At 72.9% G+C, this 15,799-nt stretch carries 13 protein-coding genes; 7 read left to right on the top strand and 6 right to left on the bottom strand.

Features of this window, described 5'->3' with window-relative positions; genetic code table 11:
- Nucleotides 1-206: 206 nt before the first annotated feature.
- The 7 genes from ACFY0T_RS35045 to ACFY0T_RS35015 all read left to right on the top strand — a co-directional run bounded on the left by ACFY0T_RS35045 (nucleotide 207) and on the right by ACFY0T_RS35015 (nucleotide 9,439).
- Nucleotides 207-1,460 (top strand): ADP-ribosylglycohydrolase family protein, encoded by a 1,254-nt coding sequence (locus ACFY0T_RS35045; RefSeq protein WP_388879958.1) that lies wholly within the window; start codon nucleotides 207-209, stop codon nucleotides 1,458-1,460.
- Nucleotides 1,461-2,569: 1,109 nt separating this feature from the next.
- Entirely contained in the window at nucleotides 2,570-3,808 is a 1,239-nt protein-coding gene (locus ACFY0T_RS35040; RefSeq protein WP_388880071.1) for an ADP-ribosylglycohydrolase family protein, read from the top strand.
- Nucleotides 3,809-3,815: 7 nt separating this feature from the next.
- On the top strand, nucleotides 3,816-4,985 hold the full coding sequence (locus ACFY0T_RS35035) for an ADP-ribosylglycohydrolase family protein (RefSeq protein WP_388879955.1): 1,170 nt from the start codon (nucleotides 3,816-3,818) through the stop codon (nucleotides 4,983-4,985).
- Nucleotides 4,973-6,457 (top strand): ADP-ribosylglycohydrolase family protein, encoded by a 1,485-nt coding sequence (locus ACFY0T_RS35030; RefSeq protein WP_388879952.1) that lies wholly within the window; start codon nucleotides 4,973-4,975, stop codon nucleotides 6,455-6,457. Before ACFY0T_RS35035 ends, ACFY0T_RS35030 begins: the two co-directional genes overlap by 13 nt.
- A complete protein-coding gene (rbsK, locus tag ACFY0T_RS35025; RefSeq protein WP_388879950.1) occupies nucleotides 6,454-7,356 on the top strand; it encodes a ribokinase in 903 nt (300 codons plus the stop codon). The genes ACFY0T_RS35030 and rbsK overlap by 4 nt, the downstream gene beginning before the upstream one ends.
- Complete coding sequence (locus ACFY0T_RS35020) at nucleotides 7,353-8,606, top strand: CaiB/BaiF CoA transferase family protein (RefSeq protein WP_388879947.1); 1,254 nt, start codon at nucleotides 7,353-7,355, stop codon at nucleotides 8,604-8,606. Before rbsK ends, ACFY0T_RS35020 begins: the two co-directional genes overlap by 4 nt.
- Nucleotides 8,603-9,439 (top strand): HpcH/HpaI aldolase/citrate lyase family protein, encoded by an 837-nt coding sequence (locus ACFY0T_RS35015; protein WP_388879944.1) that lies wholly within the window; start codon nucleotides 8,603-8,605, stop codon nucleotides 9,437-9,439. The genes ACFY0T_RS35020 and ACFY0T_RS35015 overlap by 4 nt, the downstream gene beginning before the upstream one ends.
- Before the next feature lie 382 nt (nucleotides 9,440-9,821).
- On the opposite strand, the gene lgt is transcribed toward ACFY0T_RS35015, so the two are convergent.
- From lgt to trpC, 6 genes are all read right to left on the bottom strand, one after another.
- Entirely contained in the window at nucleotides 9,822-10,829 is a 1,008-nt protein-coding gene (lgt, locus tag ACFY0T_RS35010; protein WP_388879941.1) for a prolipoprotein diacylglyceryl transferase, read from the bottom strand.
- Nucleotides 10,830-10,950: 121 nt separating this feature from the next.
- Entirely contained in the window at nucleotides 10,951-11,727 is a 777-nt protein-coding gene (locus ACFY0T_RS35005) for a DsbA family protein (RefSeq protein ID WP_388879938.1), read from the bottom strand.
- Nucleotides 11,728-11,830: 103 nt separating this feature from the next.
- Nucleotides 11,831-12,646: a tryptophan synthase subunit alpha gene (trpA, locus tag ACFY0T_RS35000; RefSeq protein WP_388879935.1), complete on the bottom strand. Its 816-nt coding sequence runs from the start codon at nucleotides 12,644-12,646 to the stop codon at nucleotides 11,831-11,833.
- Nucleotides 12,643-13,935, bottom strand: coding sequence for a tryptophan synthase subunit beta (trpB, locus tag ACFY0T_RS34995; protein ID WP_388879932.1), 1,293 nt, complete (start codon nucleotides 13,933-13,935; stop codon nucleotides 12,643-12,645). The genes trpA and trpB overlap by 4 nt, the downstream gene beginning before the upstream one ends.
- A 625-nt stretch (nucleotides 13,936-14,560) precedes the next feature.
- On the bottom strand, nucleotides 14,561-14,791 hold the full coding sequence (gene trpM / locus ACFY0T_RS34990; RefSeq protein ID WP_388880068.1) for a tryptophan biosynthesis modulator TrpM: 231 nt from the start codon (nucleotides 14,789-14,791) through the stop codon (nucleotides 14,561-14,563).
- Nucleotides 14,792-14,921: 130 nt separating this feature from the next.
- Nucleotides 14,922-15,731: an indole-3-glycerol phosphate synthase TrpC gene (trpC, locus tag ACFY0T_RS34985; RefSeq protein ID WP_388879929.1), complete on the bottom strand. Its 810-nt coding sequence runs from the start codon at nucleotides 15,729-15,731 to the stop codon at nucleotides 14,922-14,924.
- Nucleotides 15,732-15,799: the final 68 nt, after the last annotated feature.

The raw sequence follows: 15,799 nt of genomic DNA, 5'->3' as shown, positions 1-15,799 counted from the left end.
AGCAAGGAAAGGCTGGGCTTACCTGCGCTTTTACCCGGCTGCGCTCATCCGTCGATGTATCCGCACAGATGTCGACCGGGTGACGCTGGGGCGCGCCAGGCTCCTGTCAACCGCCGATGTGGGACAGATCCGCAAAGGGTTCCGCGCGCCGAGTTCCGCGCATTGAGCTCCGCGTCCCGACAGGAGCCCTGAGAGGAGAGGCACGTATGGCTTCCATCGCCTGCATTCCCTCGGTCCCGGCGCCCGGGGACGCCGCCGATCTCCGCGAACGGGCGCGCGGTGCGCTGCTCGGACTCGCCGTCGGGGACGCGCTGGGCGCGCCCGCCGAGAACATGAAGCCGTCGGAGATCCGTGCGAATTGGGGCCGGATCACGGGGTACGTCGCCGAGCACCCGGCCGGGACGGACGACACGGAGTACGCGATCTTCTCGGGGCTGCTGCTGGCCCGGCACGGCTCCGCCCTCACCGTGGCGCACGTGGAGTCGGCCTGGCATCAGTGGATCGCGGACCGGGACGAGGGGCCGTTCCGGGGCGCGGGGTTCAGCGAGCGCGGCACGTTGGAGAACCTGCGCCGGGGCCTGGCGGCACCGATCTCGGCGCAGCACCGGCACGCCTGGAGCGACGGGCTCGCCATGCGCGCGGCCCCCTTCGGCGTCTTCGCGGCGGGCCGCCCGGCCGAGGCGGCCCGGCTCGTGGCGATCGACGGCTCGGTGAGCCATGAAGGGGAGGGCATCTACGGCGGCCAGGCGGTCGCGGCGGGCGTCGCGGCGGCGATGGCGGGCGCCCCCACGATCGCCGTCGTGGCCTCCGCCCTCGCCGTCATCCCGGACGACTCCTGGACCGCCCGCACGCTGCGCCGGGCGGTCGCCGTCGCCCATCGGGGCGAGCGGGCGGTCCGCTCGGCGGTCGTGATCGGCGGCTACCCCTGGACGGACCTCGCCCCGGAGGCCGTCGCCCTCGCCTTCGGCGCGTACGCCTCCGCCGACGGCGCCTTCACCGAGTCCGTGCTCACCGCCGTGAACATGGGCCGCGACGCGGACACGACAGCCGCCGTGGCGGGCGCCCTGGCGGGCGCGACACACGGCGCCTCATCGATCCCAGCCGCCTGGGCGGCAGCCATCGGCCCGGCACGCGGCAGCTGCCTCCCCTCCATGGAGGGCCACCACGTGCTCGACGTGGCGGAGCTGCTGACACCGGGGGACGACGGGAAGTGGGGGGCTGGGGGGTTCGTACGCGGTGCGGGTCGGGGTGCCGGTGGGCTCGTACGAGATCCGGGGGGTGAGTGGGCGATGCCCGTCCCGGGCGGGCACGCGGCCCGGGACGCGTACGTGCTGCCCGACTGGGATGCGTACGCACTGCCCTGCGCGCAGGCGTCCACGTTTCCCGACGCGGACGCGAACGCGCTTCCCGTCGCGGATGCGTATCTGCTCGCCGCCGATGACGACGAGGTACGGCCGTGAGGCCCGGCCTGGTGGGGGACGAGCCCGGGGAGGGGACTGGGGAGGGAGCCGGCGTGGCGGCCACCTCTGCGGTGGAGGCGGCCGCCCCGGCAACACCTGACTCGGCGGAGCCCCGCACGGATGCGGTGGCGGAACTCCTCGCGGACAGGTCCGGCACAACGGAACCAGGCACGGAGGAGCCCCTCACGAATACGCCTGACACGACGACGCCCGGCACGGAGGAACCCCTCGCGGATGCGGCGGCCGAACTCCTCACGAAGACGCCCGGCACGGCGGAGCCAGGCACGGAGGAGCCCCTCACGGATGCGCCCGGCACGGCGGAGCCCGGCACGAGGGAACCCCTCGCGGATGCGGCGGCCGAACTCCTCGCGGAGAGGCCCGGCACAACGGAACCAGGCACGGACGGGCTCCTCACGGATACGCCTGACACGACGACGCCCGCCACGAAAGAGCCCCTCACGGATGCGGCGGCCGAACTCCTCACGAAGAGGCCCGGCACAACGGAACCAGGCACAGAGGAGCCCCTCACGGATACGCCTGACACGACGACGCCCGCCACGAAAGAGCCCCTCACGGATGCGACGTCCGAACTCCTCACGAAGACGCCCGGCACGACGGAACCAAGCACGGATGGGCTCCTCACGAATACGCCCGACACGACGACGACCCGCTCGGCGAAGCCCGGCGCTGCTGCGCCCCGCACGGAACCCGGCACGGCGACGCCCCGCGCAGCGGAGCCCCGCACGGGGGCACCCGGCGTGCCGGAACCCGGCGCGGAGGTGCCTGGCACGGAGGCACCCGGCTCAGTACGCCCCGGCACGGCTGCACCCAGCATGGAGGCGCCCCTCGCGGAGGCTCTCGGCACGGCAACGCCCCGCTCGCCGGAGCCCGGCGCTGCTGCACCCAGCCCCAGCTCGGCAGCGCCCCGCAGGGAGGAACCCAGTACGGCGATTCCCGGCACGGCAACCCGTGACGCGGCGGAGCGCGGCCTGGTGGACCCTGACACGACGGCCCCCCACGCAGCGGACCCCGGCACATCGGCCCGCTACGCAGCGGATCCCGGTACGGCGACTCCCCACGCAGCGGACCCCGGCACGGCGACTCGCCGCATGGCGGACCCTGTGCCAGCGACACGCCGCACGGCGGAGCCCGGCGCGGCGGTGGCCCCCGCGGCAGCGCCCCGCACGCAGCAGCTCGCCCCACTGGATCTCCGCGCGGCAGCGCCCCGCACGCGGCCCCGGCGTATCGAAGGACTGCTGCTCGGGCTGGCCGCGGGCGACGCCGCCGGGTGGCCTGCCGCTCGGCATCGGGCGGCGCGGATGCCCGAGTGGACGCGGCGGCTGACGCGGGAGCTGGACACGTTCGCGGAGCAGAACGCGACGACGACGCTGCCCGTGCCGATCGCGCTGAACCAGCCGCCGGAGCCGCTGCGGCTCGGCCCGTCGGACGACGCGGAGTGGGCGGCGTTCGCGGCGGAGGCCGTACTACGGGCCGGGGAGGGCGCCGCGCTCGGGGACCTGAGCCGGGGGCGGCGCATGCGCGCGTCCATCGACCTGTCGTGGAACGCCATCGCCAGCGAGGTCGCGGCCGCGGCCGAGCGCGCCCCCGAGGTCGAGTCCGCGCTGCTCCCCCTCCGCGCCCGGATCTCCGTACGGGCCGGACTCGGCAACCTCGCCACCGGCCTGCGCCCGCCCGCCACCGGCCACGACAACCCGCACTACTTCGACGACGCGGCCTGCGTACGGGCGTGTGCGCTCGCCGTGGCCCACCCGGGCGACCCCCGACTCGCCGCGGAACTCGCCGAGTTCGACGCCCGCTACACCCAGGACGGCGACGGCGTGCACGGCGCCCGCGCCATGGCCGCGGCGCTGGCGCTCGCCCTCGCCGGGGCCGACGTCGACGCCTGCGTGAACGCCGCCCTCGCCGAACTGCCCGAGTCGACGGAGATCGGCCGCAACGCCCGGTACGCGCTCAAGCTCGCCCGCGGCAGCGAGGGCACCTTCGCCCTCGTCCCCCTCCTGGAGCACCAGATCGTCGACCACGTCTACAGCTACGGCATCGCCGCGGCGGAAACCGTACCCGTGGCCCTGGCCCTCGCCACCGCCGCGCGCGGCCGCATCGCCGAAGCGGTGCCCGCCGCCGCGTGCCTGTCCCGGGTCGCCGACTCGGCCCCCGCGCTCGCGGGCGCGCTCACCGGCGCGCTCGGCGGCGGCGACGCGATCCCCGCCTCCTGGCGCGACGCCTGCCGCACCCTCTCCGGCTGCGCGCTGCCCCGCCTCACCGGCACCGACCTCATCGGACTCGCCGATCTGCTGGAAGCGACGGAACTGGCCACCCCAGAGGGATGATTCGGGCATGATGCCCAAAGGAGAAGGAACAGGAACTCTCGACGAACGGATCACCGGAGCCCTCGTCGGAGCCGCCGTCGGCGACGCGCTCGGCGGCCCCGTCGAGGGGTACTCCCCCGAGCAGATCGCCGAACGCCACGGCGGCCGCGTCCACGGCATCGTCGGCCCCTGGAACGGCGCCGACTGGCGTACGGCCCGCCCCATCGCCCCGTACCACAAGGGCGACGGGCACGTCACCGACGACACCTTGATGACCCATGCGCTGGTACGGGTGTACGCCAGCGTCCGCGACCACCTCGACGCGTACGCCGTCGCCGAGCACCTCGTCCCCGACCTCATGGGCACCCCCCGCTGGATCCCCGAACTCGAGGCCGAGGCCCTCCCCCTCCAGCGGATCTTCCTCGCGGAGAAATGGCTGGTGGCCCGCCTCCACTACGGCCATATGGACCCCCGGGAGGCGGGCACCGGCAACATCGTCAACTGCGGTGCCGCGATGTACATGGCCCCGGTCGGCCTCGTCAACGCGGCGAACCCGGCGGGCGCGTACGCCGAGGCGCTCGACATCGCGGGCGCCCACCAGTCGTCGTACGGGCGCGAGGCGGCGGGCGTCTTCGCGGCGGCGGTCGCGGCGGCCTGCACACCGGATGCGACCCCGGACTCCGTCGTGGACGCCTGCCTGGCCCTGGCCAAGGACGGCACACGGTCGGCCATCCAGGCGGTCTGCGAAGTCGCCGCCCGCCACGCGGACTTCGAGTCGGCGCTGGCCCCACTACGGGAGGCGGTGGCCCCTTACGACACGGTGGGCCCCGACTACCGGGCCCCGTCCCTCGGCGCCCGCCGCCCCTCCCGCCTCCACTCCATCGAGGAACTCCCCATCGCCCTGGGCATGTTGGTGGTCGCGGCCGGCGACTACCGGCACGCGGTCCTCGGCTCGGTCAACTACGGACGCGACTGCGACTCCATCGCCACCATGTCCGGCGCCCTCGCGGGCGCCCTCGGCTCCGAGGTCCCGCACGACTGGGCCAAGACGGTGGCGGAGTCCAGCCGCCTCGACCTGAACGCCCCGGCGAGGACGCTCGCGGAGGTGACCCGCGAGATCTTCGAACGGGACGTACGGCGCCGCCGCGCCCACGAGTCGGCGTACGCCGTGCTGGCGGGGACACCATGCTCCGACTGACCTGGGTCCAGCCGGAGGACCTCCTCGGCCACGAACTCCACCAGGCATCCCAGGACGGCCGCGAGCCCACCACCATCGCCGCCCGCTGGCGAGCAGCGGGCGGCCCGGAGGCCCCCCTCCGCGCCGGCGCGTCGACGACTCCGGCTTCGCCGTACTTGCGCGTGCTGGCAGAGGACCTCCTCGACGAACTCGCCGATCTGCCCAGCAAGTTGAGAGACTCGGAACCCACTGACCTGGCACGGATCAAGGCCCACTGCCCGAACTGGCCGACGGCCGTGGGCATGCGTGCCCCCGGGGACCAAGCCGACGTAGCTGTGGGCATGCGCGCCGCTGGGGCGGCGCCCGTCCCAAAGAAAGGCGGCACCCCGCAAGGGTCGGGCGGCGCACCCACCCCGCCCTCAGCCCCCACCCAGGCCCGCCTGGAAGCCGCCTGGCTGGGCAGAGCCGCCGGCTGTCTCCTGGGCAAGCCGGTGGAGAAGCTCCCCCTCCAAGGCATCCGGGAGCTCGCTCGAGCCACCGGCAACTGGCCCCTCCACACCTGGTTCACCGCCCGCGGCGTCCCGGACGACGTAAAAACCACCTACCCCTGGAACAAACGCTCCGCCCCCACCTCCCTCGCCGAGAACATCGACGGCATGCCCGAGGACGACGACCTCAACTACCCCCTCCTGAACCTCCTGTTGCTGCAACGCCACGGCAGAGACTTCACCACCACGGACGTGGCCCGCCTCTGGCTCGACGAACTCCCCGCCGGCCGCACCTTCACCGCGGAACGCATCGCCTACCGCAACCTCCTCACCGGCATCGAACCCCCACGCACGGCCCGCCACCGCAACCCGTTCCGCGAATGGATCGGCGCCCTCATCCGCGCCGACGTCCACGGCTGGACGAACCCCGGCGACCCGGCCGCCGCCGCGGAACAGGTCCACCGCGACGCCACCCTCACCCACACCGCCAACGGCGTCTACGCGGCGATGTTCACGGCGGCCACCATCTCCGAGGCGGCCACCGGAGCGAGCGACGTCCACCAGTGCCTACGCGCCGGACTCACCGTCGTCCCACCGAACTCCCGCCTGTCCAAGGCGGTCCACGAAGCCATCCAACTGGCCCGCACCACGAGCGACTTCGACACCGTCGTGGACACACTGCACACCACCCACCGCACCTACCACTGGGTCCACGCCATCCCCAACACCGCCCTGATCGCCGCCGCCCTCACCCACGCGGACGGCGACTTCACCGGCTCCATCTGCCGTGCGGTGTCGGGCGGTTGGGACACCGACTCGAACGGCGCGACGGCCGGCAGCATCGCGGGCCTGCTCGCGGGTGACCCCACCGCCCTCCCCGACCGCTGGGCAAGCCCCCTCAAGAACCAACTCGCCACTTCCATCGCCGACTTCAACGGCATCGGCTTCGACGCCCTCGCCCACCTCACCCACCTGCTCACCCGCCGGGAGGCACCCCGCCCATGACCCACATCGCCGTACTCGGCAGCACGAACATGGACCTCGTCGCGTACGTCGCCAAGGCCCCGCAGCGCGGCGAGACCGTGACGGGACGGGAGTTCCGTACGATCCCCGGCGGCAAGGGCGCCAACCAGGCGGTGGCCGCGGCCCACGCGGGCGCGGACGTCTCGCTGATCGGCGCGGTGGGCGCGGACGCCTTCGGCAGCCAGCTCCGCTCCACGCTGGAGCACTCGGGCGTGGACACCGACCACCTGCGCACCACGGAAGGCCCGTCCGGCACCGCGCACATCGTCGTGGACGACGAGGGCGGCAACGCGATCGTCGTCATCCCCGGGGCAAACGGCACCGTCGACCACCTCGCCCCCGGCGACGAGGCCCTCATCGCTACCGCCGACGCGCTGCTGCTCCAGCTCGAGATCCCGCTGGACGCGGTCCTCGCGGGCGCCGAGGCCGCGCGCCGCCACGGCGTCCGTACGGTCCTCACCCCCTCCCCCGCCCAACGCCTGTCACCCCAACTCCTCTCCTCCATCGACCTGTTGGTGCCCAACGAGCACGAGGCCGCCGCGCTCACCGGCATCACCGACCCCCACGAGGCGGCCACCGCCCTGCTCGACCAGGTCCCGGAAGTCGTCGTCACGCTTGGCGCGGCGGGCAGCCTGTACGCGGCCCGGGGCGCCGCACCCCTCACCGTGCCCGCGCCCCGGGTGACCGCCGTGGACTCGACCGGCGCGGGCGACACCTTCGTCGGCACCCTCGCGGTGGCGCTCGCCGAGGGCCGGGAGATGTCGGAGGCGCTCGTCTGGGCGTCCGCGGCGGCCGCGCTGTCGGTGCAGCGGCCCGGGGCGTCGTCCTCGATGCCGTACCGCTCCGAGATCGACGCGCAGGCGTCGCAGCGCACCTCATGAGCACGCCCGGCACCAGCGCGTCCGGGACCAGCACGCCCGGCACCGGTACGTCCGGCAGCACGGCATCCGCCCCGCTCACCGGGCTGCGCGTGCTCGACCTCGCGACCCTCTTCGCCGGTCCGCTCGCCGCCACCATGCTCGGCGACTTCGGCGCGGAGGTCATCAAGGTCGAGCATCCGGCCAAGCCGGACCCGTCCCGGGGCCACGGCCCGTCGAAGGACGGCGTCGGCCTGTGGTGGAAGCTCCTCGGCCGCAACAAGCGCACGATCACGCTCGACCTGTCGAAGCCCGGCGGCCGCGAGACCCTCCTCCGGCTCGCCGCCGGCACCGACGTGATCATCGAGAACTTCCGCCCCGGCACGCTGGAGAAGTGGGACCTGGGCTGGGAGGAGCTGTCGGCCGCGAACCCGCGGCTCGTCCTCGCCCGCGTCACCGGCTTCGGCCAGTTCGGCCCGTACGCGCACCGCCCCGGTTTCGGCACGCTCGCCGAGGCGATGAGTGGCTTCGCGGCGATCACCGGCGAACCGGACGCCCCGCCGACCCTCCCGCCCTTCGGACTGGCCGACTCGATCGCGGGCCTGGCGACGGCGTACGCGGTGATGACCGCACTGACGGCCCGCGGCCGCACCGGCGAGGGCCAGGTGGTCGACATGGCGATCATCGAACCGATCCTGACCGTCCTCGGCCCGCAGCCGATCTGGTACGACCAACTGGGCCACGTCCAGCCCCGTACCGGCAACCGCTCCGCGAACAACGCGCCCCGCAACACCTACCGCACGGCGGACGGTTCCTGGGTCGCGGTCTCGACGTCGGCGCAGTCGATCGCCGAGCGGGTGATGCGGCTGGTGGGGCGCCCGGACGTGATCGCGGAGCCGTGGTTCGCCACGGGTGCGGACCGGGCGCGCCACGCGGACATCCTGGACGAGGCGGTCGGCGCGTGGATCGCCCGCCGCTCCCGCGCCGAGGTTGTCGAGGCCTTCGAGAAGGCGGAGGCGGCGGTGGCCCCCATCCAGGACGTACGGGACGTCATGGCCGACCCGCAGTACGCGGCCCTGGACACGATCACCACCATCGACGACCCCGAGCTGGGCCCGCTGCGCATGCAGAACATCCTCTTCCGGCTCTCCGCCACCCCCGGTGCGATCCACTGGGCAGGGCGCCCGCACGGCGCGGACACGGAGACGGTGCTCGGCGAACTCGGCCTGACGGGGCCCGAGATCGCCGCCCTGCGAGCGGAGGGCGCGCTATGACCGCGGAGTTCCCCCTCACCTGGCTGTACGTCCCCGGGGACCGGCCCGAGGTCGTGGTCAAGGCCCTCGCCTCCGGTGCCGACGTCGTCCTCGTCGACCTGGAGGACGCGGTCGCCCCGGACCGCAAGGAGTACGCCCGCGCGGCCACCGCGGACCTGCTCGCCGAGCCGCCGCCCGTTCCGGTCCACGTCCGCGTGAACGCCCTCGACGGCCCCCTCGCCGACGCCGACCTCAAGGCCGTCTCGCCGCTCCCCGGCCTGTCCGGTCTCCGTCTCCCCAAGGTGACCTCGCCCGCCGACGTCGTACGGGTCGCGGAGGGCGCCACCCCCGCGGAGGGCGGGGCGATCCCTCTGTACGCCCTCCTGGAAACCGCCCTCGGCGTGGAACACGCCTTCGCCATCGCGTCGTCGCACCGCGCACTCCGCGGTATCGCCATCGGGGAGGCCGATCTACGGGCCGACCTGGGGGTACGCGACGACGCGGGCCTGGACTGGTCCCGCGCGCGGGTGATCGTGGCCGCCCGTGCGGCGGGGCTGCCCCCACCGGTCCAGTCGGTCTACCCGGACATCCGCGACGTGGAGGGCCTCGCCGCGTCCTGCGCCCACGGCCGCTCCCTCGGCTTCCTCGGCCGCGCGGCCATCCATCCCCGCCAGCTCCCCATCATCGAGCGGGCCTACCTCCCCACTCCCGCGGAGATCGACTCCGCCGAAGCCGTCATCAAGGCCGCCGCCACCGACCCCGGCGCCCAGGCCCTCCCCGACGGCCGCTTCATCGACGCAGCGGTAGTAACCGGCGCCCACCGCACCCTCGCCCTGGCCCACCGCCTGACCTGAGCCCCGCCCCCTCCCGCCGGCGCCAACACCCAGGTTTTTCGCCCCCTCCGCCCCTACCCGTCCCGAACCTGGGGGCTGCCGCCCCCAGACCCCCGCTATCGCGCTGCGCGCTCGTCCTCAAACGCCGGACGGGCTGAAAGATTTCCCCCGGGCCGGCGCTGGAAATCTTCAGCCCGTCCGGCGTTTGAGGACGAGGCCGTCAAGGCCGATGGGGGTCCAGGGGGCGGAGCCCCTTGGCGGGGGTTTGGGGGCGGAGCCCCCAAGGGACGGGAATGGGTAGGGGCGGAGGGGGCGAAGAACCTGGGTGTCGGCAGCGGCGTGGGCGCGCGAAGGGGGCGCCGCGTTCCAGGACGCGGCGCCCCCTTCGACGTACCGAAAACCGTCAGCTCTTCTTGGCCGACTCGGCCTCGTCCTCCGTCGCCGACTCGGCGGACTCGGCAGACTCGGCGTCAGCCGGCTTGTCGAGGTCGACGGCATCGCTGTCGCCGTCGGCCGCACTCTCACCCTCACTGGAAGCGGCTTCGCTGGAAGCGACCTCGCTGGACGCGGCCTCGTCACCGTCGCCGGAGGCATCCGCCCCCGGTTCCACGATCTCCTCCCGCCCCGGCCGGCGGCGCGAGGAGATGACGAAGTAGAGCACCGCGAGGAGGAAGACCGCCATCGCGGTCCAGTCGTTGAGGCGCAGGCCCAGGATGTGGTGGGCGTCGTCGACGCGCATGTACTCGATCCAGCCGCGGCCCACACAGTACGCAGCGACGTAGAGCGCGAACGCCCGCCCATGGCCCAGCTTGAAGCGGCGGTCGGCCCAGAGGACGAGGACACCGACACCGATGCACCACAGGGACTCGTACAGGAACGTCGGGTGGTAGTACCCCGGCACCCGCCCGTCCGTGGAGGACGTGATGTGCAGCGCCCAGGGAACGCTCGTCTCCTTGCCGTACAGCTCCTGGTTGAACCAGTTGCCCCAGCGGCCGATCGCCTGCGCGAAGGCGATGCCGGGAGCGACGGCGTCGGCGTACGCGGGAAGCGGGATGCCACGGCGGCGGCACCCGATCCACGCACCCAGCGCGCCGAGCGCGATCGCGCCCCAGATGCCGAGTCCGCCCTCCCAGATCTTGAAGGCGTCCACCCAGTCACGGCCCTCGCTGAAGTACAGCTCGTAGTCCGTGATCACGTGGTAGAGCCGACCGCCGATGAGGCCGAAGGGGACGGCCCAGACAGCGATGTCGGCCACCGTGCCGGTCCGCCCTCCCCGGGCGATCCAGCGCTTGTTGCCGAGCCAGACGGCTACGAAGACGCCGATGATGATGCAGAACGCGTAGCCGCGCAGCGGAATGGGGCCGAGGTGCAGCACACCGCGCGACGGGCTGGGAATGTAGGCAAGTTCCATGGCAGGGTCGACGCTACCGTGCCGGACACCGCCCACGGCAAGCAGCCCGGCAACGGGTCCATAACGTGCGGTGTCCCCCGGCCTGCCGACAGGCCGGGGGACACCGGGGCCGATGAGGGGCTCAGCCCTTGTTCTCGGCCTCCACCATCTGCTTCAGCTTGGCGGGGCTCATCGTCGGGTCCGAGTAGATGTTCTTGCCGCCGAACAGCACGGTCGGCGTGCCGGTGAGGCCGCCGCTCTGGAAGGCGCTGTTCGACTTCACGACCCAGCTGTTGTGCGTGCCGTCGTTGACGCACTTCCGGAAGGCCGGGGTGTCCAGGCCGTCGACCTTGCCCGCCAACTCGATGAGCTTGCTGTTCTCGGCGAAGGCGTCGTCGGTCTCGCTGGGCTGGTTCTCGTACAGCACGTCGTGGTACGCGGTGAACTTTCCGGCGTCCTGGGCGCAGGCCGCGGCGTTGGCGGCGCGGAGGGAGCCGCTGCCGCCCATTTTCCCGTCGATGAGGGTGACGAGGTGGTACTCGACCTTCAGTTGACCGGCGTCGACCAGCTCGTGGATCGTCGGGCGGTACTTCGTCTCGAAGATCTGGCAGGCCGGGCAGCGGAAGTCCTCCCACACCGTGAGGGTCGACTTGGCGCCGTCCTTGCCGACGGGGATCGCGAGGGCGTCCTTGCCGGTCGCTCCCGAGGGCGACACGACGGGGCCCGACGTGTCGCTCTTCTTTTCCTTGCCGGAGTTGGCGGCCAGCACGCCGACCACCGCAGCCAGGCCGAGGACGCAGACCACCGACGCCCCCACGATCAGCGCCCGTCGGCGCTTCTCCGCGGCTCTCTGCTTCTCTCGCTCGACCGCCAGCCGCTCGCGGGCGGTGCGCTTTCCGTCACGGTTCTTCTCGCTCACATCCGGCAGAACGAACCGGGGAGGCGCAACGCGCCTCCCCGGTCCCAGCTCCACCCGTTCGAGTGAGCGGATTGTCCGTTACGTGCCTGCACGGACTCCGCGTTCACGCCGTTCCGCGCACGCCCTTCGCCAGGTCGGCCGCGAGCGCCCGTACGGCTTCCAGGCCCGCCGCCTCGTCCGGCGCGTCCAGCATCCGCTTCACGAAGGCCGAGCCGACGATCACGCCGTCGGCGAAGCCGGCCACCTCGGCGGCCTGGGCGGCGTTGGAGACGCCGAGGCCGACGCAGACGGGCAGCTCGGTGGTGGCCTTGGTGCGCCGTACCAGGTCCTGGGCCTGGGCCCCGACCGACTCACGGGTGCCGGTGACGCCCATCAGCGAGGCCGCGTACACGAACCCGCTGCCCGCCGCGGTGATCTCGGCGAGCCGGGCGTCCTTGCTGCTCGGCGCGACGACGAAGACGGTCGCGAGGGCGTGCTTCTCGGCGTGCTCCCTCCACAGCGCCGACTCCTGGACCGGCAGGTCGGGCAGGATGCAGCCCGCCCCGCCCGCTTCCGCCAGCTCGGCGGTGAAGCGCTCGACGCCGTAGCGGTCGATCGGATTCCAGTACGTCATCACGAGGACGGGCTTGCCGGTCGCCTCGAACACCTCGCGGACCGTCCGCATGACGTCGGCGATCTTCACTCCGCCCCGCAGGGCGATGTCGTCGGCAGTTTGGATGACGGGACCGTCGAGGACGGGGTCGCTGTGCGGCAGACCGACCTCGACGATGTCCGCGCCGCCCTCGAAGACGGACTTGATGGCCGCGATGCCGCCGTCGACGGTCGGGAAGCCGGCCGGCAGGTACGCGATGAGGGCGGACCGTCCCTCCGCCTTCGCACCGGCGAGGGTGTCACTCAACAGCTGGATGTTGCCGCTCACTTGACGTCCCCCTCGATCTCGGCGGTGGCACTGTCGGCGTCCGCCTCGACGACGGCGTCGGCGCCGTTGTCGTACAGGCCGAAGTAACGGGCGGCCGTGTCCATGTCCTTGTCGCCGCGCCCGGACAGGTTGACGATGATCAGCCCGTCCTTGCCCAGCTCCTTGCCGACCTCCAGAGCCCCGGCGAGGGCGTGGGCACTCTCGATCGCCGGGATGATGCCCTCGGTACGCGACAGCAGGCGCAGGGCCTGCATGGCCGCGTCGTCGGTGACCGCGCGGTACTCGGCGCGGCCGCTGTCCTTGAGGTAGGAATGCTCGGGTCCGATGCCGGGGTAGTCGAGTCCGGCCGAGATCGAGTACGGCTCGGTGATCTGGCCCTCCTCGTCCTGGAGGACGTACGACCGCGACCCGTGCAGGATGCCGGGCTCACCGGCGGTCAGGGTCGCGGCGTGCTCCCCGGTCTCGACACCGTGCCCGGCCGGCTCACAGCCGATGAGGCGTACGCCGGTGTCCGGGATGAAGGCGTGGAAGAGACCGATGGCGTTCGAGCCGCCGCCGACGCAGGCGATGGCGGCGTCGGGGAGCCGTCCGGCGCGCTCCAGGATCTGCCGCCGGGCCTCGACCCCGATGACCCGGTGGAAGTCACGCACCATGGCCGGGAAGGGATGGGGCCCCGCGACGGTCCCGAAGAGGTAATGAGTGTGATCGACATTGGCGACCCAGTCCCGGAACGCCTCGTTGATGGCGTCCTTGAGGGTGCGGGAACCGGACTTCACGGCGATGACCTCGGCGCCGAGCATGCGCATGCGGGCGACGTTGAGGGCTTGCCGCTGGGTGTCGATCTCACCCATGTAGATGGTGCATTCGAGGCCGAAGAGTGCGCAGGCGGTGGCGGTGGCGACGCCGTGCTGGCCCGCGCCGGTCTCGGCGATGACGCGGGTCTTGCCCATCCGCTTGGTGAGGAGGGCCTGGCCGAGCACGTTGTTGATCTTGTGGGACCCGGTGTGGTTGAGGTCTTCCCGCTTGAGGAAGACGCGGGCGCCACCGGCGTGTTCGGCGAACCGGGGCACCTCGGTGAGTGAGCTCGGGCGCCCGGTGTAGTGGACGAGCAGGTCGTCGAGCTCGCGGGCGAACTCGGGGTCCGCCTTCGCCTTGTCGTACTCGACGGCGACCTCGTCCACGGCGGCGACCAGGGCCTCCGGGATGAACTTGCCGCCGAACGCGCCGAAGTAGCCCTCGGTGCTGGGTACTTGACCCTCCGGGTCGGGAATGAAGAACTCGCTGGGCATGCGGTTACCTCGCAGGGGCGACAGCCCCGGTTACAGGTCGGACAGGGTTCACGTTAGCCACGTACGCACACATCACGCCTCCAGCACCGGCCGGCCACCCCGCCGGCAACACCACCGACTTCCCCACCCATCCGCCCTCGCTGAAGACGAATGTCCCACCCAAGGGCAGGAGGCAGAGAGCCACCCGGCGACCACGGGCCACCCGACAGGGGCAAGGCCCGCGCCGACGCCCCGGCCACACAGCAGAGGCGAGGACTCACGCCCAGGGCTCGGCCACATGGCAGAGGCAACGGCTTGTGCCCATGGCCTCGGCCACGCGGCAAGGACGAAGGCTCGCGCCCGGAGCCCCGGCCACACGGCAGAGACAACGGCTTGTGCCCACGACCCCCGCCACACAGCAGAGGCTCCCGGCGGGAAGAGTCACCGCGCCGCGGTGTTCCCCATCGCTTGGAGGGCCACCGGCAGGTGGTTTCTCCCGCCGCGACGGCGAGCAGCCCCGCGGCGGTGATCGGCGGTGCCGAACCGGCCGGAAACACGTCGGGGAACCGGGCGAAGCCCGAGCCCCGCGGCGGAGCCGCGCCTACCCTCAGCAGGAGGGTGCGTCGACCGGCGGTGCCGGACCGGCTCAGCTCACCCGCAGGGTGGACTCGGCCAAAGGGAGCGCGAGCGCGCGTACGTGCTCGGGCCATCGCATGCCGTTGACCTGACCCGGCTCATCGCCGATGACATACCGAACCCGACGCCCGTGCACACGCCGCGCGGGCGCCCGGCAGCCGCGCGGACGGCAGCCGCGGGCAAGGCGGGCATAGGGATCCTGGGCCGCCGAAGCGCCCGGAAGCGGCGCGGCGGACCGCACACAGGGGCGCCCGGCGTACGAGTCCCCGCGGCCCAAGCCCGGCGCAGCCGCCCCTGCGCATGCCAGGCCCCCGTCGGGGCACAGGCCCGGACGGGTGACGGCGGCGGGGGGCGAGGCGGGCACCGGCGGGTCAGTCCCGGCCGTGGCGGAGCGCGGGATGGGCGCCGGCCGCGACGAGGTCAGAGACGGCCGTCTTCGGGTCGCGCCCGGTGACGAGCGACTCGCCCACCAGGACCGCGTCGGCGCCGGCGTTGGCGTACGCGATGAGGTCGTGCGGCCCGCGGACACCGGACTCGGCGATCTTGACGATGCCGGCCGGGATCTCGGGGGCGACACGGTCGAAGGTCGAGCGGTCGACCTTCAGCGTCTTCAGGTCGCGCGCGTTGACGCCGATCACCTTCGCACCGGCGTCCACCGCCCGCTCGACCTCGTCCTCGTCGTGCACCTCGACGAGCGGGGTGAGCCCGATGGACTCGGCACGCTCGATGAGGGACTCCAGGGCGGACTGATCCAACGCCGCGACGATCAGCAGCGCCAGGTCCGCACCGTACGCGCGGGCCTCCCACAGCTGGTACGACGTGACGATGAAGTCCTTGCGGAGGACAGGGATGTCCACGCGGGCGCGAACGGCCTCCAGGTCCGCGAGCGAGCCGCCGAAGCGGCGCTGCTCGGTGAGGACGGAGATGACGGCCGCGCCACCCGCCTCGTAGTCCGCGGCGAGCCCGGCCGGATCGGCGATCGCGGCGAGCGCGCCCTTGGACGGGCTGGAGCGCTTGACCTCACAGATGACCTTGACGCCGTCGCCGCGCAACGCGGCCACGCCGTCCTTGGCAGCCGGAGCCTTCGCCGCGCGCTCCTTGAGCTCGTCGAGGCTGACGCGCGCCTGCCGCTCCGCGAGGTCGGCACGGACTCCGTCGATGATCTCGTCGAGCACACTCACGCGAGCGGCCCCCTTCCCTGCGGTGGACAGTTGAAGCGGTTGAGCATCTGACCCGGGTTCACCGCCTC

Origin of the sequence: Streptomyces sp. NPDC001530, from assembly GCF_042894545.1 — a bacterium.
GTDB lineage: Bacteria > Actinomycetota > Actinomycetes > Streptomycetales > Streptomycetaceae > Streptomyces.
Note: the sequence above shows the minus strand (reverse complement) of the source record. Positions and strands in the feature narration are given on the sequence as shown.

Bases quoted from the DNA above. Each gene is read 5' to 3' on its own strand.
- ACFY0T_RS35020 (WP_388879947.1), top strand. From the start codon at position 7,353: ATGAGCACGCCCGGCACCAGCGCGTCCGGGACCAGCACGCCCGGCACC.
- lgt (WP_388879941.1), bottom strand. From the start codon at position 10,829: ATGGAACTTGCCTACATTCCCAGCCCGTCGCGCGGTGTGCTGCACCTC.
- trpB (WP_388879932.1), bottom strand. From the start codon at position 13,935: ATGCCCAGCGAGTTCTTCATTCCCGACCCGGAGGGTCAAGTACCCAGC.
- ACFY0T_RS35040 (WP_388880071.1), top strand. From the start codon at position 2,570: ATGGCGGACCCTGTGCCAGCGACACGCCGCACGGCGGAGCCCGGCGCG.
- ACFY0T_RS35030 (WP_388879952.1), top strand. From the start codon at position 4,973: ATGCTCCGACTGACCTGGGTCCAGCCGGAGGACCTCCTCGGCCACGAA.
- ACFY0T_RS35035 (WP_388879955.1), top strand. From the start codon at position 3,816: ATGATGCCCAAAGGAGAAGGAACAGGAACTCTCGACGAACGGATCACC.
- ACFY0T_RS35015 (WP_388879944.1), top strand. From the start codon at position 8,603: ATGACCGCGGAGTTCCCCCTCACCTGGCTGTACGTCCCCGGGGACCGG.
- ACFY0T_RS35045 (WP_388879958.1), top strand. From the start codon at position 207: ATGGCTTCCATCGCCTGCATTCCCTCGGTCCCGGCGCCCGGGGACGCC.
- rbsK (WP_388879950.1), top strand. From the start codon at position 6,454: ATGACCCACATCGCCGTACTCGGCAGCACGAACATGGACCTCGTCGCG.